The sequence below is a fragment of the Streptomyces katrae genome, from assembly GCF_002028425.1.
GTDB lineage: Bacteria > Actinomycetota > Actinomycetes > Streptomycetales > Streptomycetaceae > Streptomyces > Streptomyces katrae_A.
Genome location: NZ_CP020042.1, coordinates 2,217,224 through 2,236,378 on the forward strand (window position 1 = coordinate 2,217,224; position 19,155 = coordinate 2,236,378).

A 19,155-nucleotide genomic window follows, 5' to 3' on the forward strand; every position below is an offset into this window, starting at 1 on the left:
GAGGGTCGGTTCACTGTCAGGGCTGCGGGCTGGGCTGCGCGGTGGGCGGGGCGGCGGGCGGCGGAGCGGCCGCGTAGGTCACCGGGAGCCCGGCGGGGGCGGTTCCGGTGGGCGCGACCTGGAGGGTCTTGAGTGCGAACTCCATGACGGTCTTGTAGATCGGGCCGCAGATCTGGCCGCCGAAGTAGCTGCCCCTGGTGGGGTTCTGGATCGCGCAGTAGACGGTGATCCGCGGGTCGTCGGCGGGGGCGAAGCCGGCGAAGGAGGCGGTGTAGCCCTTGTAGCGGCCGGTGGCCGGATCCACCCGGTTGGATGTGCCGGTCTTGCCGCCGACCCGGTAGCCGGGGATCTTCGCCTTGGTTCCGGTGCCCTCCTGGTCGTCGACCACGGACTCCAGCATCTCGGCGAGGGACTTGGCGGTCTGCTGGCTGATCACCCGGGTCTTCTCGGGCGCCGGGGCCGGGGTGAAGCGGCCGTCGGGGCCCTTGGTGCCGCGGACCAGGGTGGGGGTGATGCGGACGCCGCCGTTGGCGACGGTGGAGTAGACGGAGGCCGCCTGCATCGCGTTGAGGGAGAGGCCCTGGCCGAAGGGGATCGTGTACTGCTGCGAGGTGGACCAGGCCTCGGGCCTGGCGAGGATGCCCCGCGACTCGCCGGGGTAGTTCAGGCCGGTGGGCCGTCCGATGCCGAACCTGTCCAGGTAGGAGTACAGGACCCTGTTGGCCTCGGGCTGGGTGGCGCCGAGCTGGCCGGTGGCCAGGATGGTGCCGATGTTGGAGGACTTGGCGAGGACCCCGTTGAGGGTCAGGTACCAGGTGGGGTGGTCGACGTCGTCCTTGAAGAGGCGGTCGCCGCGGTGCAGCCGGTTGGGGACCTCGACGTGGGTGTCGGGGGTGGCCTTCTTCTCCTCCAGGACGGCGGCCATGGAGATCACCTTGGCGGTGGAGCCGGGCTCGTAGACGTCCTGGAGCGCGGCGTTGCCCATGGCGGCGGACTTGGCCCGGCTGAGGTCGTTGGGGTCGAAACCGGGGGCGTTGGCCATGGCCAGCACCTCGCCGGTGCGGGTGTCCTGGACGATGACGTAGCCGCGGTCGGCGCCGGACTTCTCGACCTGCTCGGTGATGGCGCTCTGGGCGGCCCACTGGATGTCGCGGTCGATGGTCAGCTCGATGTCCTCGCCGGGCACGGCGGGCTTCTCGTGGGACCCGGCGGTGGGCACGCGGCGGCCGCCGGACTGGGCGTAGGTGATCTCGCCGTCCTTGCCGGCCAGCTTCTTGTCGAGGGCGGACTCCAGGCCTCCGCCGCCCTTGCCCTCGGCGTTGACGTAGCCCAGTATCCCGGCGGCGAGGTCGCCGTTCGGGTACACGCGCTTGCTGCTGTTCTCGTTGAAGATCCCGGCGATGACGTTGGCGCCGGGGCCGTTGTTGCGCTTGTCGGCGGCCGCCTTGTCGGCGAAGAGCTTCTTGAGGTCCTTGATCTGGTTCCAGACCTGCGGGGTCTGCCGGCGGGCCAGGACCACGTAGCGGGTGTCCTTGGTCTTCAGCCGGGCGGCGATCTCCTTGGCGTCCTTGCCGAGGATCGGCGCGAGGAGGGCGGCGGCCTGCTCGGGGGCGTCGGGGGCCTTGCTCTCCTGGGGCGTGAACATCTTCGGGTCGGCGGTGATGTCGTACGCGTCGACGCTGGTGGCCAGGGCGACGCCCTTGCGGTCGGTGATCTCCCCGCGTTCGGCGGCCAGGACGTACTTGGCGAAGCGGTTCTCGGTGGCCTTGGCGGAGTACGCGGAGGCGTCGACGGCCTGCACCTGGAGCAGCCGGACGACGAAGGCGAGCATCACGAGGGTGAGCCCGACGCCGACCAGCCGCAGCCGGGGCTTGGGGCTGCCGAGCCGGATGGTGTGCGGGGTCCGCTGCGCGGGCGTCTTGGCGGTGGTCCGGGGCCGCCCCGGGCCCGGCACCCGGCGCGGGGGCTCCTTGGGGCTCACCGGTGCGCTCCGCGACGGCCCAGGGCAGTCCCGCCCAGGCCCCTGGGGGCTCCGCCCCCGGACCCCCACGCCTCGAACTCCCCCGGACTCCGTCCGGGGGTACCCCCAGGCGAGGCTGGATTCTGCTCGGCCGGGTGCTTGTCCGCGGATTGCGCCTGGCGGGGCTCGGAGTGCGCGCAGCGCACTTCGAGCCCCGCCGGCGATTGAGGCGCGGGCGCGGTAGCGCCGTGCAGTGGGCCGCACCCACGTCCTCCAGCCTCGCCGGCGATTGAGGCGCGGGTCCGGGCGGAGCCTGGGGAACGGGCGAAGGGCGGGGCGGGGAGAAGTCCCGCAGGGTTCCGCGTCACGACGTCACCTGCCTGGGGTCGGGGTGGGCTGCGGGGCCCCGCTCGGGGCCGGCCCGGCCGGGGTGTCGGGGTTCTGGCCGGCGGCCCCGGCCGGAGACGGAGGCTGCGGGACCGACGGGGCCACCGGCGCCGAGGGCTGCGAGGCGGGCGGAGCCACGGACGGCGGGGGCGGGGCCTCCGCCACCGCCGGGGTGCCGGCGGTCTTGCCGTCGGGGCCGAGGAAGACGGGGCTGCCGCCCGGCACCAGGCCGAGCTCGCCGGCCCGCCGCTGGAGGGCGTCGGGGGCCGAGTAGGCGTCGACGTCCCGCTGGAGGGCCTGCTGCTCGTCGGTCAGCGCGGTGGTCTCCTTCTTCAGCCGGCTCAGCTGGAAGGACCCCTGGTTGAGCGCCGAGTTCAGCAGCAGCAGGCTGATCAGGCCGCCGGCCAGCAGCGCCACGACCAGCAGCACGAACGGCATCCGCGCCGCCTGCCGGGCCCCGCCCGGCCCGGCCGCGGCGGGGCGGCCCCGGACGAGGCGGGCCGCCTGCCCGCGGGTCAGCGTGGCCACCTTTCCGGCCCTCCCCGCCTTCCCGGCCTTGGTCACGGCCGCGCCTCGCGGATCCGCTCGACGCCGCGCAGCCGGGCCGGGGCGGCGCGCCGGTTCTCGGCGATCTCCTCCTCGGTGGGCAGCTCCGCGCCCCGGGTGAGGAGCTTCAGCTTCGGCTGGTACTTCTCCGGCACGACGGGCAGTCCGGCCGGGGCCGTGGAGGTGGCGCCGGCCGTGAAGACCTGCTTCACCAGCCGGTCCTCCAGGGAGTGGTAGGACAGGACCGCGATCCGCCCCCCGACCGAGATCCGGTCGACGGCGGCCGGAATGGCCCGCTCCAGCCCGGCGAGCTCCCCGTTGACCTCGATCCGCAGGGCCTGGAAGGTCCGCTTGGCCGGGTTGCCGCCGGTGCGCTTGGCCGCCTGCGGCAGCGCGTCGCGGATCAGCTCCACCAGGCGGGCGCTGTTGCTGAACGGCTCCTTGTCGCGCTCGCGCACGATCGCCGAGACGATCCGCTTGGCCTGCTTCTCCTCGCCGTACTGGCGCAGGATGCGGACCAGCTCGCCGGGGGCGTAGGTGTTGAGGACCTCGGCGGCGCTGATGCCCGTCGTCTGGTCCATGCGCATGTCCAGCGGCGCGTCCTGCGCGTAGGCGAAGCCGCGGTCGGCCTCGTCGAGCTGCATGGAGGAGACGCCGAGGTCGAAGAGGATGCCCTGGACGGTGGGCAGACCCAGGCCGTCGAGGACCTCGGCGAGGTCGGCGTAGATCGCGTGGACGAGGGTGGCCCGGTCGCCGAAGGGCGCGAGCCGCTCGCCGGAGAGGCGCAGGGCCTCCTTGTCGCGGTCGAGGCCGATCAGACGCGCCTCGGGGAACCGGGTCAGCAGGGCCTCGCTGTGGCCGCCGAGGCCGAGGGTGCAGTCGACGACGACGGCCCCCGGCCTCTCCAGCGCCGGGGCCAACAGGTCCAGGCACCGCTGGAGCATCACCGGGACATGTCGGGACTCGCTAGTCAAAGCGCCCTCTCAGATAACGGCGCGGCAGGCATACGCCGCGCCGCGCACGCGGAGTGTTACCAGGGGGCCGGGCGGCCGGTGGGGCCGGGCTCCGGCCGGTTCGCGCCACTTTAGTGCAACGCCCGCCCCGGTCAACGAACCGCCCCGCACGCGGTGCGCCCCTCCCCCGGCGCACCCGCAAAAGCCGTGAATCACCCGGCCGGCGGACTCCTTCGCACCCTTGTGGGTTAGCTCACAACAATCATGGTTGACCTTCTTTGTCCGTCCTCACCCCATGCCCGGGCGGCCCGTGACCACTAACGTCGTATGCATGACGACATCCGCATCCCTGCCCGCACACTCCGCGCCGACGGCGTCCGGCGGCGACTCCGTCACCGACCGGCTCGTCGCGGCGAACCGCCGCTACGCCGCCGAGTTCACCGACCCCGGCATGGACGCCCGCCCCGTCCTGCGCGTGGCCGTCGTGGCCTGCATGGACGCCCGTCTCGACCTGCACAAGGCCCTCGGCCTGGAGCTCGGCGACTGCCACACCATCCGCAACGCCGGCGGGGTGGTGACCGACGACACCATCCGCTCGCTCACCATCAGCCAGCGCGCCCTCGGCACCCGCACCGTGATACTGATCCACCACACCGGCTGTGGTCTCGAAAGCCTGACGGAGGACTTCCGGCACGAGCTGGAGGACGAGGTCGGCCAGCGGCCCGCCTGGGCGGTCGAGGCCTTCCGGGACGTGGACCAGGACGTGCGCCAGTCCATGCAGCGGGTCCGCACCAACCCGTTCCTGCCCCACCGCGACGATGTGCGAGGCTTCGTCTTCGACGTGCACACCGGGCTCCTGCGGGAGATCGATCCGGCCACCTGAGTGACACAGCGCCCGGCGCCGTCAAGAATGCGGTGAGACGTCACCCGGAAACCCTCCGGGGCGGTGTCCGTGTTTCGGGGCGGGCCGGACCGTGCGCCATGCGCGTCGGCCCTGGGAAAGGGCCGAGGAGAACCAGGTGACCACGTACGACGACCGAGCGAGCCTCGCTGATCTGACCAGCACGGCCGAGCGGGTCCGCCAGTCGGTCGAGCGCGTGATCGAGGGCAAGCCCGAGGTCGTCCGGCTCGCCCTGGTGGTCCTGCTGGCCGAGGGCCACCTGCTCATCGAGGACGTGCCCGGCGTCGGCAAGACGATGCTGGCCAAGACCCTGGCCAAGTCCATCGACTGCTCGGTCCAGCGCATCCAGTTCACCCCGGACCTGCTGCCCTCGGACATCACCGGCGTCAGCATCTACGACCAGCAGCGCCGCGAGTTCGAGTTCAAGCCCGGCGCGATCTTCGCGCAGATCGTCATCGGCGACGAGATCAACCGGGCCTCGCCGAAGACCCAGTCGGCGCTGCTGGAGTCGATGGAGGAGCGCCAGGTCACCGTCGACGGCACCACCTACGCGCTGCCCAGCCCGTTCATGGTCGTCGCCACGCAGAACCCGGTCGAGATGGAGGGCACCTACCCCCTCCCCGAGGCCCAGCGCGACCGCTTCATGGCTCGCGTCTCGGTCGGCTACCCCAGCCCCGAGGCCGAGCTGGAGATGCTCGACGTGCACGGCGGGCTCTCCCCGCTCGACGACCTCACCGCCGTCGCGCACGCCCACGACGTCGTCAAGCTGATAGAGGCCGTCCGCGAGGTGTACGTCGCCGCCCCGGTGAAGCGGTACGTGGTCGACCTGGTCTCCGCCACCCGCAGCCACCCCGACCTGCGCCTGGGCGCCTCCCCCCGGGCCACCCTGCACCTGCTGCGCGCGGTCAAGGCCTCCGCCGCCCTGTCCGGCCGCGACTACGTCCTGCCCGACGACGTCCAGCAGCTGGCGGCGCCGGTCCTCGCGCACCGCCTCCTGCCGACCGCGCAGGCCCAGCTGGGCCGGCGCACCTCCGAGCAGGTCGTCCACGACATCCTCCAGCGCACCCCGGTCCCGGCCACGCACACGCGCGGCGAGGTCCCGCCCGGCGCGGGCGCCCGGAGCTTCTGATGGCGGCCGGTGCCCCGCACGGCGCCGGCGGCCAGGCCGGGAACCCGGGCGGGCTGCGCGCCACGCTGTCCGGGCTGACCACCCGGGGCCGTTCGTTCCTGGCGGCCGGGGCCGCCGCCGCCGTCTGCGCGTACGTCCTCGGGCAGGGCCAGCTGCTGCGGGTCGGGCTGCTGCTCGTCGTCCTGCCGCTGATCTGCGTCGTCGCCCTGCACCGCACCCGCCAGCAGGTCACCGCCGGACGCCGGCTGACCCCGCCGCGGGTGCCCGCGGGCGGCGAGGCCCGGGTCCAGCTGCGGCTGGAGAACGTCTCCCGGATGCCCACGGGGCTGCTCATGCTCCAGGACCGGGTGCCGTACGTGCTGGGGCCGCGCCCGCGCTTCGTGCTGGACCGGGTCGAGCCCGGCGGCCGCCGCGAGGTGTCCTACCGGGTCCGCTCCGACCTGCGCGGCCGCTACCCGCTGGGCCCGCTCCAGCTGCGGCTGACCGATCCCTTCGGGATGGTCGAGCTGACCCGCTCCTTCAGCGCCTACGACACCCTCACCGTCGTCCCCCTCACCCAGCCTCTGCCCCCGGTCCGGCTGACCGGCGAGGCGGGCGGCCACGGCGACGGCACCCGCCGCTCCCTGGCCCTGGCCGGCGACGACGACGTGATCCCCCGCACCTACCGGCGCGGCGACGACCTGCGCCGCGTCCACTGGCGCTCCACCGCCCGCTACGGCGAGCTGATGGTCCGCCGCGAGGAGCAGCCCCAGCGCAGCAAGGCCACCGTCCTGCTGGACACCCGCTACCTCGCCTACGAGGGCGCCGGCCCCGACTCCGCCTTCGAGTGGGCGGTGTCCGCCGCCGCCTCCACCCTGCTGCACGTCCTGGAACAGGGCTTCGCGGCGCGGCTGCTCACCGACACCGGCGACGCCGTGCCCGGCGTGGGCTCCTTCGCCGGCGGGAGCTCCGCCGGCGGCCCGGAGTCCGCCGAGGCGGCCGGGCTGATGATGGACACCCTCGCGGTCGTCGGCCACTCCGAGGGGAACGGGCTGGGCCGCGCCTACGACGCGCTGCGCGGCGCCGCCGCCTCCGCCTCCCCGGGCGGCGACGGACTGCTGGTCGCCTTCTTCGGCGGCCTGGACGACGAACAGGGCGAGATGGCGGCCCGGATGCGGCAGCGCAGCGCGGCCGCCATCGCCTTCGTGCTGGACCCCGCGCTGTGGGCCGGAGCGCCCTCGCGGGTGGAGGAAAGGCTGCGGGGGCTGCGCGACGCGGGCTGGACGGCGCTGGCCGTGCCGCCCGGCGCGGCCTTCGCCGAACTGTGGCGGCAGGCCGGGAACGTCCCCGTCGGCCCGCGGAACCCCGGAGGCACGGCATGAGCGGGCGGACGCGCGTGACGCTCTTCGGAACGCTGGCGACGCTGCTGACCGCCTGGTCGCTGGCCCCGCTGGTGGAGACGTCCGGCTGGCTGGTCCAGGCGGCGCTGCTGCTCGCCGTGCAGGCGGCGGTGGGCGCGGGGGCCCGGCGGGTGCCGCTCGCCCGGTCGCTGACCGTGGGCGCGCAGCTGCTGGTGTCGCTGCTGCTGCTCGCCTTCCTGTTCGCGGGGAAGGCCGAGTCCACCGGGAGCGGGCCGCTGGCCTTCCTCGTCACCGACTTCGCCGGGCTGTTCCGGCAGGGCGTGCGGGACGTCGGCGAGTTCGCCATACCGGCGCCGCTGACGGACGGCATCCGGCTGCTGCTGCTCGCCGGGGTCCTGTTGATCGGGCTGCTGGTGGACGCCCTGGCGGTGACGCTGCGCACGGCCGCGGCGGCCGGGCTGCCGCTGCTGGCGCTGTACTCGGTCGCCGCCGGGCTGTCGGACGGGCGCGGGCAGCCCTGGGTCGCGTTCCTGCTGGCCGGCGCGGGCTACCTGATGATGCTGCTGTCGGAGGGGCGCGACCGGCTGGCCCAGTGGGGCCGTGTCTTCGGCGCGGCTCCCAACGCCCGCACCCCCGCCTCGGCCGGCTCCGGCTACGGCGCGAACGGGGCCGGGGGCACCCGCGCCGTGGCCCCCGTGCGCACCGGGCGGCGGATCGGCGCGGTCGCTCTGGGCCTGGCGCTGGCGGTGCCGGCCGCGCTGCCTTCGCTCGGCGGCGGGATGCTGGGCAACCCCGGCGACGACGCCGCTTCGGCGGGCGGGGGCGGCGGCACGATCTCCGCGGTCAACCCGCTGGTCTCCCTGCAGAGCAGCCTCAACGCCCAGGACAACCGGGTCGTGATGAAGTACCGCACGGACAGCCCGCAGCTCGGCGAGCAGTACCTGCGGATCCTGGCGCTCGACGAGTTCAACGGGGTCAAGTGGGAGGCGTCCGCCCGCCCGCTGACGGACGTCCCGCAGCGGCTTCCGAACCCGTCGGGGCTCACCGAGGAGGTCCGCGCGGGCGCGGTCGAGGTCCGCACCACCGTCTCGGCGGCGGACACGTACGCCCAGCGCTACCTGCCGATGCCGTACCCGGCGACGCAGGTCGACATCGGCGGGAAGTGGCGCTTCGAGCCGGTCGGCCGGACCCTGGTCGGCGACCAGCTGGGCAAGGACCGCTTCCAGAACGTGCAGGGCGCGCAGTACACCGTCCGGAGCCTGCTGCTGCGGCCCACGGCGGAGCAGCTGCAGTCCGCGCCGCCCGCGAACGCGGCGGTGCACGCGGAGTACACGAAGCTGCCCGACAACCTGCCGCCGGTGGTGGCGGAGACGGCCCGCCGGGTCACGCAGGGCGCGACGAACGACTACGCGCGGGCGGTGAAGCTCCAGGACTTCTTCGCCGTGAGCGGCGGGTTCCGTTACGACACGAAGGTGTCCTCGGGCACGGGTTCGCAGGCCATCGCCCGCTTCCTGGAGGACAAGGAGGGCTTCTGCGTCCACTTCGCGTTCTCCATGGCGGCGATGTCGCGGACGCTGGGGATCCCGGCGCGGGTCTCGGTCGGGTTCACCCCGGGGGAGAAGCAGTCCGACGGCACGGTGAACGTCTCGATGCGGGACGCGCACGCCTGGCCGGAGCTGTACTTCGAGGGCGTGGGCTGGACCCGGTTCGAGCCGACGCCCCGTTCGGGCATCACCCTGCCGGACTACGGCGCTCCCGAGGTCCCGGCCCCGCAGCCGTCCGCGTCGTCCGCGGCACCCTCGCAGTCGGCGGCCGCGCCGTCCGCGGCGCCCTCGCAGGGCGAGGCGTGCCCGCCGGCGCAGAAGAAGCTCGGCGAGTGCGGCGGACCGGTGGCCCAGCAGAGCGCCGGGTCCGGGTCCGGCGGGGTGGCGGCGGGGACGGTCCTCGCCTGGACGGCGCTGGTGCTGCTGGTGGCGGCCGTGCCGCTGCTGCCGCTGCTGTGGCGGCGGCGGGTGCGCGAGCGGCGGCTGGGCTCGGGTGACGTCCTGGCCGCCTGGCGGGAGCTGGGCGACTGCGCCTGGGACGTGGGCATCCCGCCCGACGGGGCGCTCTCGCCACGCGGCGCGGCGGGACGCATCGTGCTGCTGGGGCGGCTGGAGGGTGAGGCCGCCGAGGCGGTGCACCGGGTCGCGGGCGCGGTGGAACGGGCGCTGTACGCCCCGCCGGGCGCGGCGGGCGCCTACGCCGGCCTGACCGCGGACGTCCTCACGGCCCGGTCGGCCCTCCTGGCCGGCGTGGGCCGCCGCTCCCGCCTGCGCGCCCTGCTGCTGCCGCGCTCGGGGGCCCGTCTGACCGCCGCCGCGTCGGCCCGTCTGTCGGCGGCCTCGGCGGTGGTCTCGCGCCTCGGGGGCCGCGTCCGCCTCCCGCTCCGCAACCGGGGCTGACGGCGGGGGGAGGGAGACGGGAAACGCCGGTGCGTCCGGGCTCGTTCCCCCTGAGCCCGGACGCACCGGCGTCCTGTTACCCGGGCAGTAGCCGGTCCGCTCCGTGGCCCCGTGTCCGCGGTGCGGGCCGGCCGGCCTGCCCTTGTCCCCAACCCCCAGTCTGCGGTTTGCGCAGGTGGGAACCCATCCGTACGGGTACTCATCTGTGCACCTAGGTACGGATACTCAGTTCTACGCCGCCGGGGCCCGGCCACGGCACCGCCGACCGGGCGTCACCCGAAGGGTCAGCGGCTCCCGCTCACCCGCCCCCGCAGCAGCAGCGACAGCGCCGAGTGCACGTCGTCCAGCGACCGCTCGCTCTGGAAGGCCTGCCAGTCCAGCGCGGCCACCAGCACCATCCCGACCAGCGCCGCCGCCGTCAGCGGCACGTCGATCTCGGCGCTGAGTTCACCCCGCTCGACCCCCTCCCGCAGCACCGACTCCACCACCGCCACCGCCTGGCCCCGGACCACCATCAGCGTGCCCTGCCAGGCGCGGTTGGTGCGCCAGAGCTCGGCGACGTACAGCTGGGTGAAGGCCGGGTAGCGGTGGATGAAGACGAGGCCCGCCCGGATCATCGCGTCGAGCGCCTCGATCCGGCTGCCGCCGCGCTCCTCCGTCTCGTCCGCGGCCGCCCGCAGCGAGGCGGTCAGCAGGCCGACACCGTGCCGCAGGAGTTCCTCGAAGAGCTCGGTCTTGCTCGCGAAGTTGTAGTAGACGGTGCCCTTGGCCACGCCCGCCCGTTCGGCGATCTCGTCGACGGTGGTCGCGGAGAAGCCCTGTTCCGCGATGAGGGTGACGGCCGCCTCGTACAGCTTCTGTCGCGTGGCCTGCCGCCGGGCCCCGCCGGCGGTGGTGCTGCTGCTTTCCATGGCGCTGATTCTCACAGGTCAACAGCCCCTTACAGGCTCAGTTCCGGGTGCAGCCGGTCCATCGTCCACACCTGCTTGCCGCGGGCGGCGAGGGCGGTGAGGGCCAGGGCCCCGGCGGTGAAGGCGAGCAGGACCAGGCCGCCCTGCCACACCGGGGTGAGGTCCCCGCCGGTGATCAGGCGGCGCAGGCTCGCGACGATGTACGACATCGGCAGGTACGGGTGGATGGCGTTGAAGAAACCGGGGCTCGTCTGGACGGGGTAGGTGCCGCCCGCCGAGGTCAGCTGGAGCATCAGGACCGCGAGGACCAGGATGCGTCCGGCGGCGCCGAACTTGGCGTTGAGCCACTGGACGATCGCCGCGAAGCAGGCGGTGACCAGGACCAGGAAGCCGATGGTCAGCGCCGGGTGGGCCATCTCCAGGCCGAGGCCCCAGTGCAGTACGGACATCAGCGCGCCCACCTGCGCGGCGCCGAGGCCGACCACGGGCAGCCAGCCCGCGAAGGCGATCCGCCAGGCCGAGGCCCCGGCGGCCAGGGCCCGCTTGTTCATGGGTGCGATCAGCATGTAGGCGACCATCGCGCCGACCCAGAGGGAGAGCGGGATGAAGTAGGGGGCGAAGCCGGTGCCGTAGTTGGGCGCCTTGTGCAGGGGGTCGCTGGCGAGCTGGACCGGGTCGGCCATGACCTGCGTACGGGCGTCGCGCTGCCGCTGGTCGTAGTCCGGGATCTTGCCGGCGCCGTCGTGGAGACCGCCGGCGAGCTGGCCGGTGCCGTCGACCAGCTTGAACATGCCTCCGTTGAGCTGCTGGGCTCCGTCGCCGAGCTTGCCGACGCCCTCGCCGAGCTTGCCGGAGCCGCCGGCGGCGGTGCCGATGCCGGCGTGGAGCTTGACCATGCCGTCGGCGACCTGGTGGGCGCCGTCGTTGAGGGCGTTGGCCTTGGCCACGGCGGCGTTGAGGTCACCGGCGAGGCCGGGGGCCTTGGTGGCGAGTTCGCGGGCCTTGTTCTCCAGGTCGGTGAGCTGGCCCTGGAGCTTGGCGATGTCGCCCTTGCCGTTGCCGAGCACGGTGTTCGCGTCGGCGGTCAGCAGGGCGGCCTCGGCCGCGTCGTCCTTGATCTTCTTCTGCGTCTCGCAGAACCCGGCGGGCAGCTGGGGGTTGGGCTTGCCGCAGTACCGGGTGTAGCTGGAGTCGGCGAGGCCCGCGAGGCTCTTGGTGGCCGCGGCGGCGGCCGGGGCGTGTTCGGCGGCCTTCTCCAGGTGGTTGTTGACGACGTGCGCGGTGTCGGCGACCAGCTTGGCGGTGTCCGCGAGGTTCTTGGGGTCCTTGACGAAGGGGCGGGCCTTGTCGGCGGCGCCGTTCGCCAGGTCGGCGACCTTCTGGGTGCCCTCGGCGACCTCCCGGGTGCCGGTCTCCAGCTTGGCGGCGCCCTCGTTGAGCTTGTTCAGGCCCCCGGTGAGCTCGCCGGACTTCTCCTTGGCCGTGTCGAGGCCGTCGGCGAGGTCCTTGGCGCCCTGCTGGGCCTTGCCCGCGCCGTCCTTGAGCTTGTCGGCCCCGTCGGCGGCGTCGGCGGTCTTGTCGTGCAGGTCGGAGAAGGAGACGAAGATCTTGTCGAGGAACTTGCGGGACGCCTTGGTGGAGGCGGCCGAGCGGACCTCGGAGAAGACGGTGCGGGAGATCGAGCCGACGATGTAGTTGTTGGCGTCGTTCGTGCGGACCTGGAGGGCGCCGGTGGTGGGGGCGGCTCCGCCGCTGGAGGCGACCTTCTCGCTGAAGTCGGCGGGCATGGTCAGGGAGAGGAAGTACGTGCCGTCCTCCAGGCCCTTGGCCGCCTCGTCGGCGCTGACCACGTGCCAGTCGAAGGTCTTGCGCTCGCGCAGGTTCCGGGTGATCTCACCGCCGACGTCGAGGTGCTCGCCGCCCACGGTGGCGCCCTTGTCGGCGTTGACGAGGGCCACGGGTACCTGGTCGAGGCGCTTGTAGGGGTCCCAGAACGACCACAGGTACAGGGCTCCGTAGAGCAGGGGCAGCAGGAGCAGCGCGACGAGGGCGGCGCGGGGCAGCTTCCCCCGCCCGAACCGCTTCAGCTCAAGCGCGGCCAGTTTCGGCGAGCGCATCGTCCGCCCCCTTCGTGTCTTCGTCGTCGGTGTCTGCGTCGTCGGTGTCTGCGTCGTCGGTGTCTGCGCCGGTGCCTTCGTCGGCGTCTTCGCCGGTGCCGTCGGTGCGGCCGTCCTGGACGGGCCCGGGCGCGGCCTGCGCCCCGGGGGCCGCCTTGGTGAGGGACGGTGCGGCGGGGTGCGGCTGCGGGTCCGCCGGGGTGTGCGCTTCCTCCGGGCGGGAGGTGCCCCAGGTGACCTTCGGGGTCTCGGAGGGGGACGCGGCGGCCGGCTTCGGGGCGGGCTCCGGCTGGGTCCGCGGGCCCGTGCGGATCACCGTCACGTCGCCGGGGGCCTCGCTGCACACCGCGAGGACGGTGGTGCCGCGGGCGGCGACCGAGCGGAGCAGGGTCCAGGCCTCGGCGCGTTCGGCGTCCGAGAGCTTGAGGTCGAGGTCGTCGAGGGCCAGCAGCCGGGGGCCGCTCAGCAGGGCGATGGCCACGGACAGCCGGACGGCCTCCAGCCGCTCCAGGTCCCGCACGGAGGTGCGCGGCCCCTTCGGCAGGGTGGCCGGGTCGAGCCCGGCGGCCGCGAGGGCCTGCTCGATCCGGGCCGGGGCCGGGGCGGCGTGGGCGCCGCGGCGGCGCAGCAGGGAGCGCAGCGGGGCGTCGTAGCGGCGCTGGAGCATGGCGCCCTCGCGCAGCTGCTCGGCGACGGTGAGGGCCTGGTCGAGGTCGTTGACCCCGGGGACCGGGCCGAGGGCGGCGATCCGGCGGACGGCGGCCATCTTCTTCGGAAGGCGGTGGCGGCCGATCTCGGCGTGGCCCGCGGTGGGTTTCATCCGGCCCGTGAGGGCCAGGAGCAGGCAGGTGCGGCCGCTGCCGGAGGGGCCCTCCACCGCGAGGAGCGAGCCGGGTGCGGCGTCGATCGCGATGTCCTGGAAGACCCAGCCGCGCGGGCCCTTGAGTCCGAAGCCCTCGGCCTTGACGGCGGCGCCGTGCGGGCTGTCCACGCGCCCTCCCCCTCCTTTTGAACTGACCAGTCAGTTCAAAAACTAGCAGGTTCGGGACCAAGGCCGGTAGAGGAGGGGGACTTTGGGGGGAAAGGCGCAGGTCAGGGCGATTGTCAGTGGCGGGCGTCACGATGGGTCCAGCAACGGAAACCACGCACCACCCGGCAGCACCCAGCAGCACCCGCCAGCACCACGCAACGACAGGAGGTTCGTCATGGCCACACCGTCCCCGTCCCCTGTCCACCCCGTCCCGCGCAGGTCGGCCGCGCCCCCGGCCGCCCTGGACCTGCTCGCCAAGGCCCGCAGCGGCCTGGCCGAGGCGGCCCTGCTGCCCCGGCCCAACGAGCGGTACGCCACCGCCCACCTCGCCGCCCTGCGCACCGCCGCGGCGGTCCTCGCCGCGCGCGCCCGGCCCGAGCCGGCCGGCTCCAGGCGGCGGCCCCGGATCCGCAGCGCGTGGGAGGTGCTTCCGGAAATAGCGCCGGAGCTGACCGAGTGGAGCGCCCTGTTCGCCTCGGGCGCCGCCCGCCGGGCCCGGGCCGAGGCGGGGATACCGGACGCGGCCAGCGGCCGGGACGCGGACGACCTCGTGCGGGAGGCCGGGATGTTCCTGCGCCTGGTGGAGCGGATGCTCGCGCTGCAGCCCGTGGCGCAGCCCGTCCCCCAGCCCCGTCCGGAGCGTCCGGACGCGCGATGAGCTGCCCGGTCGGCCGAGGCAATAGGGTGGGGCAAGCACCGCACCCCGCCCCAACGCCGCCGAGGAGCCATCAGCCGTGTCGGACATTTCCCGCCCCCGTGCCTCCCTCCGCACCGCCGTGGTGTGGGAGGTCCTCAAGGAGGCCCTCGACCGCCGGGTGAAGGCGACCGGGCGGGATGTGCTGGACGTCCTCGACACCGGCGGCGGCACCGGCAAGTTCGCCGTGCCCGTCGCCCGTCTGGGCCACCGGGTGACCGTGGTCGACCCCAGCCCGAACGCGCTGTTCGGGCTGGAGCGCCGGGTCGCCGAGGAGGGCGTCGCCGGGCTGGTGCGCGGGGTACAGGGCGACGCCCAGGGCCTGCTGGACGTCGTCGAGCGGGACGCGTACGACGTGGTGCTGTGCCACGGCGTGCTGGAATACGTGGACGACCCGGCCGAGGGCGTGGCCAACGCCGTCGCCGCGCTGCGTCCCGGCGGTGTCCTCAGCCTGCTCGGCGCCGGCCTCGGCGGGGCCGTCCTGGCGCGGGCGCTGGCCGGGCACTTCACCGAGGCCCGCACCGCGCTCACCGACCCGGCCGGGCGCTGGGGCGCCGGCGACCCGGTACCGCGCCGCTTCACGGCCGAGCAGCTCGCGGAGCTGGTCGGCGCGGCCGGCCTGGAGGTCGGCGCCGTGCACGGGGTGCGGATCTTCGCCGACCTGGTGCCCGGCGTCCTGGTGGACACCGAGCCGGGGGCGGTGGAGGCGCTGCTGCGCCTGGAGGAGGCCGCCGCCGAGCTGCCCGCCTTCCACGCGGTGGCCACCCAGCTGCACGTCCTGGGCGAGAAGCCGGCCTGATCCGCCGCCCGGTCCGCCTGATCCACGGGCCCGCGCGGGGTGACCTGCGCGAGACCCCTCCGTTCCCGCGCCGTGACCCGTATGATCGGACGACCGCTCGGCATGGCGGACCACTCATTGGGGAATAAGCGCCTCAGTGACCGCGCTGGTGACGGTACGTTTCACGCAGTGGTTGTCCACACAGTGGTTTCTCGCTCAGCGATGTGCAGAATGTGGCGTAGAGGGCGGGTATCACGGGGGCGATTCCCCGCCTATCCTGAAGGGGACCCCTGGTCGCTACCCCCCGCGACCGACGGATGAGGAGGACTCCCGTGCCGCTCTCGGAGCACGAGCAGCGAATGCTCGAGCAGATGGAGCGAGCGCTGTACGCCGAAGACCCCAAGTTCGCGACAGCGCTTGAGGGCAGTGGACTGCGCACGTACACCCGGCGACGGGTCTACCAGGCAGCCGCAGGCATTGTGGTGGGTATCGCGCTCCTCATGACCGGTGTGATCTGGCAGGAAGTGCTCTGGATCAGCGTGGTGGGATTCCTCGTCATGCTGGCCTGTACGGTCCTCGTCGTCACCGGTTGGCGCAAGGCACCCAAGCCCGGCGAACAGCCCGTCTCCGGAAGTGCAGGCGGTTCGGCCCGCGGGCAGAACCGGCAGCGTCGGTCGATGATGAACCGTATCGAGGACCGGTGGCAGCGCCGCCGCGACGAACAGGGGCATTAGTCCCCGCACCCCATTCCGTCCGGTGAGGGACGGCCGCGCGAGCGCGGCCGTCCCTCACCGTTTTCCGCGTCCCTGCGGCATGATGCCGGTGTGAGTGTGCTCCCCCTGGTCTTCACCAGCGGCTGGGCCAGCGGGATCAACGCCTACGCCGTGGTCCTCCTGCTCGGCGTCTTCGGCGCGACCGGCCTGACCGACGAGGTCCCGGCCTCCCTCCAGCGCACCGACGTGCTCGTCGTGGCGGGCGTGCTGTTCCTCTGCGAGGCCGTCGCCGACAAGATCCCTTACGTGGACTCCGTCTGGGACTCCGTCCACACCGTGATCCGCCCGGCCGCCGGGGCCGTGATCGGCGCCCTCCTGGCCGGGCAGAGCGGCTCGCTGTCCGACCTGGCCGCCGGCGCCCTCGGCGGCTCCACCGCGCTGGCCAGCCATCTCGTCAAGGCCGGCACCCGGATGGCCGTCAACACCTCCCCCGAGCCCTTCAGCAACTTCGTGCTGAGCACGGCCGAGGACCTCGGCGTGGGCGGACTCGTCACGTTCGCCATGTTCCATCCGATGGCCGCCGCGGTCATCGCGGCCGTCCTGCTCGCCGCCGGCGTGGCCCTGCTGGTCTTCCTCTGGAGCCGCATCCGCCGCTACCGGCGCCGGCGGGCCCAGCGCCGCGAGGAGAAACGGATGGCCGCGGTCCGCGGGGCGCCGCCGTTCTGACCCGCTGACCTCGCTCGATGGGCGGGGCGCTCGCTCGATAGGCTCAGCGCCATGGCAAGAATTGCGGTGATCGGCGCCGGCATGGGCGCGATGGCGACGGCGGCCCGGCTGGCGGTGGCGGGCCACCAGGTGACGGTCTACGAGCGCGGCTCCACCTACGGCGGCGCGCTCGGCCGGTACGAGCGCGACGGCTTCGCCTTCGACACCGGGCCGGGCCTGCTGCACCTGCCCGCCGTCTACCGCGACCTGTTCGTGAAGACCGGCAAGCGGCCCCTGGAGGACCTGGTCGAGATGGTCCAGGCGGACCCGGCCGTCCGGCACGTCCTGGACCACGCCGCCGTCACCCTCCCCGGCACCTCCCGGGGCGGGGTCGCCGCCGCCCTGGACGAGACCTTCGGCGCGGGCGCGGGCGAACGCTGGAACGACCTGCTGGGCCGCGCCCGCGACACCTGGGACGCCACCCGCCGCCCCCTGCTGGAGGAGCCGCTGCGCCCCGACTGGCAGGTCCTGGGCCGCGACCCCTATCCGGCGCTGCGCGGCAGCGGCCTGCTGCGCCGACGCCAGCCGACCCTGGCCGAGGTGGCCCGGCGCGAGCTGGGCGGCGGGCTCGGGGAGCTGCTGCGCGGGCGGGTCCTGGCGTACGGGCTCGACCCCGACTCGGCGCCCGCCGCCGCTGCGGCCCTGCCGTACATGGAGCAGACCTTCGGCACCTGGTACGTACGCGGCGGCATGCGCGAGCTCGCCACCGCCGTGTACGAGCGCTGCCTGGAGCGGAAGGTGGAGTTCGTCTTCGGAGCCCCCGTACGGGCGGTGCTGAGCCGGGACGGCCGGGCGGCCGGGGTCCGGCTGGACGACGGCACCGAGGCAGCCGCCGACTCCGTGGTCTGCGGGATCGACCCGAGGCAGCTCCCGTCCGGCTCCGTGTCCTGGCCGCGCGGCAGCGTGCAGGCCCGGGGCGGCTCGGTGCCCGGCCGGCTGACCCTGCTGCTCGCCCTGCGCGGCGGCCGCCCGGCGGACGCCGTCCACCGCACGCTGGTGCACTCCCCGGGCTCCGCCGCCGTCCAGCTGGTCACGGTGCTGCGCCCGGACGACCCGTCCACCCGGCCCGACGAGGACCACGAGGCGGTGACCGTGAGCGCCGTGTGCGGCCCCGCCGGAGGGGCCGCGGTGCCGGACCCGGAGAAGCTGCTGGACCTCGCCGCACGGGCCGTCCCCGACCTGCGCAAGCGGCTGCTGTGGCAGGAGGTGCGCACCCCGGAGCACGTGGAGGTGGCCACGGGCGCCCTCGGCGGCTCGGTGCCCGCCCCGGCGCTGCCGGGCGACGGCGGGCGGCTGCTGTACCCGGCCAACGCGACGGGCCTGCCCGGGCTGTACCTCGCGGGCGGCTGGGCGCACCCCGGCGGCGGGCTCGCGCACGCGGGGATGACGGGGGCCCTGGTGGCCGGCCTGATCGTCGAGGGGGCGGACTTCCGCGGCTCGCAGTGAGCCGCCCGGGCCGTGGGCCCGCGGCGCGCGCAAAAAAAGGGGGGGAGGGCCCGGCTCGTACGAGCCGGGCCCTCCCCCCTGGCCGCTCCAGCGGCGGGTACCGGCTTCAGTAGCGGTACTGCCCGTACTCGCCGTTGCCCTGGTACGGGTACCCCTGCTGCTGCGGGTCCTGCTCCGGGTAGGGCTGCGGGGCCGCGTCGGTGGCGCGCTGCTGCGGGACCCAGACCCCGCCGGGCGGGGTGTCCATGGAGTACTGCTGCTGCGCGGGGTCGTAGTGCGGGTAGTCGTACGGCTGGCCCGGGGAGACCGCCCCGCCGGTGCCGATGTACGGGTCGGAGTAGGCGGCGTAGACCTGCTGGTCACCCGCCGGGTACCCGCCGGTGTAGTCGTAGCCCCCCTGCCCCTGCCCGGGGCCGGGGTAGGCGTGCTGCCCGCCGTCGTGGCCGTCCGCGGCGAACGGGGAGGCGAAGGCGGTGGTGGCGTCCGGCTGCTGGGGGGCGAAGCTCTGTATCCCGTAGGAGCCGGTGTCCTCGGGCACCGGCTGCGGGACGAAGACGTTGCGGTCGTCCCGGTCGCCGGCGTCCTCGTGGGATGGGAAGTCGGCGCCGGCACCGGCGGCGGCCGGGTCCTGGGAGCCGTACTCCAGCCCCGTCACCTCCAGCGCGGGCTCCTGGCGCTGTGCACCGCGCCCCGAGTGGCGGCGGCGTCTGCTCGGCGCCTCCTGGCGGACGGGCCGGCCGTCCTTGCCCTTGCGCAGGGCCCAGCCGGCGACGAAGCCCTTGCGGAAGGAGAGCGTCACCAGAGTCTGGCCGACGGCGAAGGCGATCGCACCGACGGCGATGACGAGCACCGACGGCAGCACGACGCCGGCGACCACGCCGAGGAACCCGGCGAAGGCGAGCAGGCGCCAGCGCAGCCGGGCCTTGTACTGCATCAGGACCTCGGCAAGCAGCCACAACGCGACGAAAGCGAACGCGATGTAGAGGACCGTCATTCCCATGCAAGGCCCCTCTCGGTACGGCCGTACCGCGCGGGAGACGG

The 19,155-nt window shown here is 74.2% G+C and carries 16 protein-coding genes; 9 read left to right on the forward strand and 7 right to left on the reverse strand.

Features of this window, described 5'->3' with window-relative positions; genetic code table 11:
- Positions 1 to 16: 16 nt before the first annotated feature.
- The 3 genes from B4U46_RS10090 to rsmH form a co-directional block, all read right to left on the reverse strand.
- Complete coding sequence (locus B4U46_RS10090; protein ID WP_079426120.1) at positions 17 to 1,981, reverse strand: peptidoglycan D,D-transpeptidase FtsI family protein; 1,965 nt, start codon at positions 1,979 to 1,981, stop codon at positions 17 to 19.
- A gap of 351 nt (positions 1,982 to 2,332) precedes the next feature.
- On the reverse strand, positions 2,333 to 2,866 hold the full coding sequence (locus tag B4U46_RS10095) for a hypothetical protein (protein ID WP_079431666.1): 534 nt from the start codon (positions 2,864 to 2,866) through the stop codon (positions 2,333 to 2,335).
- Positions 2,867 to 2,907: 41 nt separating this feature from the next.
- Entirely contained in the window at positions 2,908 to 3,837 is a 930-nt protein-coding gene (gene rsmH, locus B4U46_RS10100) for a 16S rRNA (cytosine(1402)-N(4))-methyltransferase RsmH (protein ID WP_237293302.1), read from the reverse strand.
- Between the two features lie 277 nt (positions 3,838 to 4,114).
- On the opposite strand from rsmH, the gene B4U46_RS10105 reads away from it, so the two are divergent.
- The 4 genes from B4U46_RS10105 (at position 4,115) to B4U46_RS10120 (ending at position 9,660) form a co-directional block, all read left to right on the forward strand.
- Positions 4,115 to 4,729 carry a beta-class carbonic anhydrase gene (locus B4U46_RS10105; RefSeq protein WP_420543154.1) on the forward strand — a complete coding sequence of 205 codons (615 nt, stop codon included), beginning with the start codon at positions 4,115 to 4,117 and terminating at the stop codon, positions 4,727 to 4,729.
- Between the two features lie 136 nt (positions 4,730 to 4,865).
- Complete coding sequence (locus tag B4U46_RS10110; protein WP_079426129.1) at positions 4,866 to 5,876, forward strand: AAA family ATPase; 1,011 nt, start codon at positions 4,866 to 4,868, stop codon at positions 5,874 to 5,876.
- Positions 5,876 to 7,237: a DUF58 domain-containing protein gene (locus B4U46_RS10115; RefSeq protein ID WP_079426132.1), complete on the forward strand. Its 1,362-nt coding sequence runs from the start codon at positions 5,876 to 5,878 to the stop codon at positions 7,235 to 7,237. The genes B4U46_RS10110 and B4U46_RS10115 overlap by 1 nt, the downstream gene beginning before the upstream one ends.
- A complete protein-coding gene (locus B4U46_RS10120; RefSeq protein ID WP_079426134.1) occupies positions 7,234 to 9,660 on the forward strand; it encodes a transglutaminaseTgpA domain-containing protein in 2,427 nt (808 codons plus the stop codon). The genes B4U46_RS10115 and B4U46_RS10120 overlap by 4 nt, the downstream gene beginning before the upstream one ends.
- Before the next feature lie 284 nt (positions 9,661 to 9,944).
- Here B4U46_RS10120 and B4U46_RS10125 read toward each other — a convergent pair whose 3' ends face one another.
- From B4U46_RS10125 to B4U46_RS10135, 3 genes are read right to left on the reverse strand one after another with little or no spacing between them, the layout of a single operon-like run.
- Positions 9,945 to 10,571, reverse strand: a complete 627-nt coding sequence (locus B4U46_RS10125; protein WP_237292765.1) for a TetR/AcrR family transcriptional regulator — start codon at positions 10,569 to 10,571, stop codon at positions 9,945 to 9,947.
- 29 nt (positions 10,572 to 10,600) lie between these two features.
- Complete coding sequence (locus B4U46_RS10130) at positions 10,601 to 12,688, reverse strand: YhgE/Pip domain-containing protein (RefSeq protein WP_079426138.1); 2,088 nt, start codon at positions 12,686 to 12,688, stop codon at positions 10,601 to 10,603.
- Positions 12,660 to 13,679, reverse strand: a complete 1,020-nt coding sequence (locus B4U46_RS10135; RefSeq protein ID WP_079426141.1) for an ATP-binding cassette domain-containing protein — start codon at positions 13,677 to 13,679, stop codon at positions 12,660 to 12,662. The genes B4U46_RS10130 and B4U46_RS10135 overlap by 29 nt, the downstream gene beginning before the upstream one ends.
- Positions 13,680 to 13,893: 214 nt before the next feature.
- Between B4U46_RS10135 and B4U46_RS10140 the strand changes: the two genes are divergently transcribed.
- The 5 genes from B4U46_RS10140 to B4U46_RS10160 all read left to right on the forward strand — a co-directional run bounded on the left by B4U46_RS10140 (position 13,894) and on the right by B4U46_RS10160 (position 18,114).
- Positions 13,894 to 14,376, forward strand: coding sequence for an SAV_6107 family HEPN domain-containing protein (locus tag B4U46_RS10140; RefSeq protein ID WP_079426143.1), 483 nt, complete (start codon positions 13,894 to 13,896; stop codon positions 14,374 to 14,376).
- Positions 14,377 to 14,452: 76 nt separating this feature from the next.
- Positions 14,453 to 15,211, forward strand: coding sequence for a class I SAM-dependent methyltransferase (locus B4U46_RS10145; protein ID WP_079426145.1), 759 nt, complete (start codon positions 14,453 to 14,455; stop codon positions 15,209 to 15,211).
- 311 nt (positions 15,212 to 15,522) lie between these two features.
- Positions 15,523 to 15,924, forward strand: coding sequence for a DUF3040 domain-containing protein (locus B4U46_RS10150; protein WP_079426147.1), 402 nt, complete (start codon positions 15,523 to 15,525; stop codon positions 15,922 to 15,924).
- Positions 15,925 to 16,014: 90 nt separating this feature from the next.
- Positions 16,015 to 16,629, forward strand: coding sequence for a DUF4126 domain-containing protein (locus B4U46_RS10155; RefSeq protein WP_079426149.1), 615 nt, complete (start codon positions 16,015 to 16,017; stop codon positions 16,627 to 16,629).
- A gap of 51 nt (positions 16,630 to 16,680) precedes the next feature.
- Entirely contained in the window at positions 16,681 to 18,114 is a 1,434-nt protein-coding gene (locus B4U46_RS10160; protein WP_079426151.1) for a phytoene desaturase family protein, read from the forward strand.
- A 106-nt stretch (positions 18,115 to 18,220) separates the two neighbouring features.
- Here the strand turns inward: B4U46_RS10160 and B4U46_RS10165 are convergent, their stop codons facing one another.
- Positions 18,221 to 19,114: a hypothetical protein gene (locus tag B4U46_RS10165; RefSeq protein WP_079426154.1), complete on the reverse strand. Its 894-nt coding sequence runs from the start codon at positions 19,112 to 19,114 to the stop codon at positions 18,221 to 18,223.
- Positions 19,115 to 19,155 lie beyond the last annotated feature (41 nt).

Bases quoted from the DNA above. Each gene is read 5' to 3' on its own strand.
- B4U46_RS10130 (WP_079426138.1), bottom strand. From the start codon at position 12,688: ATGCGCTCGCCGAAACTGGCCGCGCTTGAGCTGAAGCGGTTCGGGCGG.
- B4U46_RS10165 (WP_079426154.1), bottom strand. From the start codon at position 19,114: ATGGGAATGACGGTCCTCTACATCGCGTTCGCTTTCGTCGCGTTGTGG.
- B4U46_RS10160 (WP_079426151.1), top strand. From the start codon at position 16,681: ATGGCAAGAATTGCGGTGATCGGCGCCGGCATGGGCGCGATGGCGACG.
- B4U46_RS10125 (WP_237292765.1), bottom strand. From the start codon at position 10,571: ATGGAAAGCAGCAGCACCACCGCCGGCGGGGCCCGGCGGCAGGCCACG.
- B4U46_RS10115 (WP_079426132.1), top strand. From the start codon at position 5,876: ATGGCGGCCGGTGCCCCGCACGGCGCCGGCGGCCAGGCCGGGAACCCG.
- B4U46_RS10140 (WP_079426143.1), top strand. From the start codon at position 13,894: ATGGCCACACCGTCCCCGTCCCCTGTCCACCCCGTCCCGCGCAGGTCG.
- B4U46_RS10120 (WP_079426134.1), top strand. From the start codon at position 7,234: ATGAGCGGGCGGACGCGCGTGACGCTCTTCGGAACGCTGGCGACGCTG.
- rsmH (WP_237293302.1), bottom strand. From the start codon at position 3,837: ATGCTCCAGCGGTGCCTGGACCTGTTGGCCCCGGCGCTGGAGAGGCCG.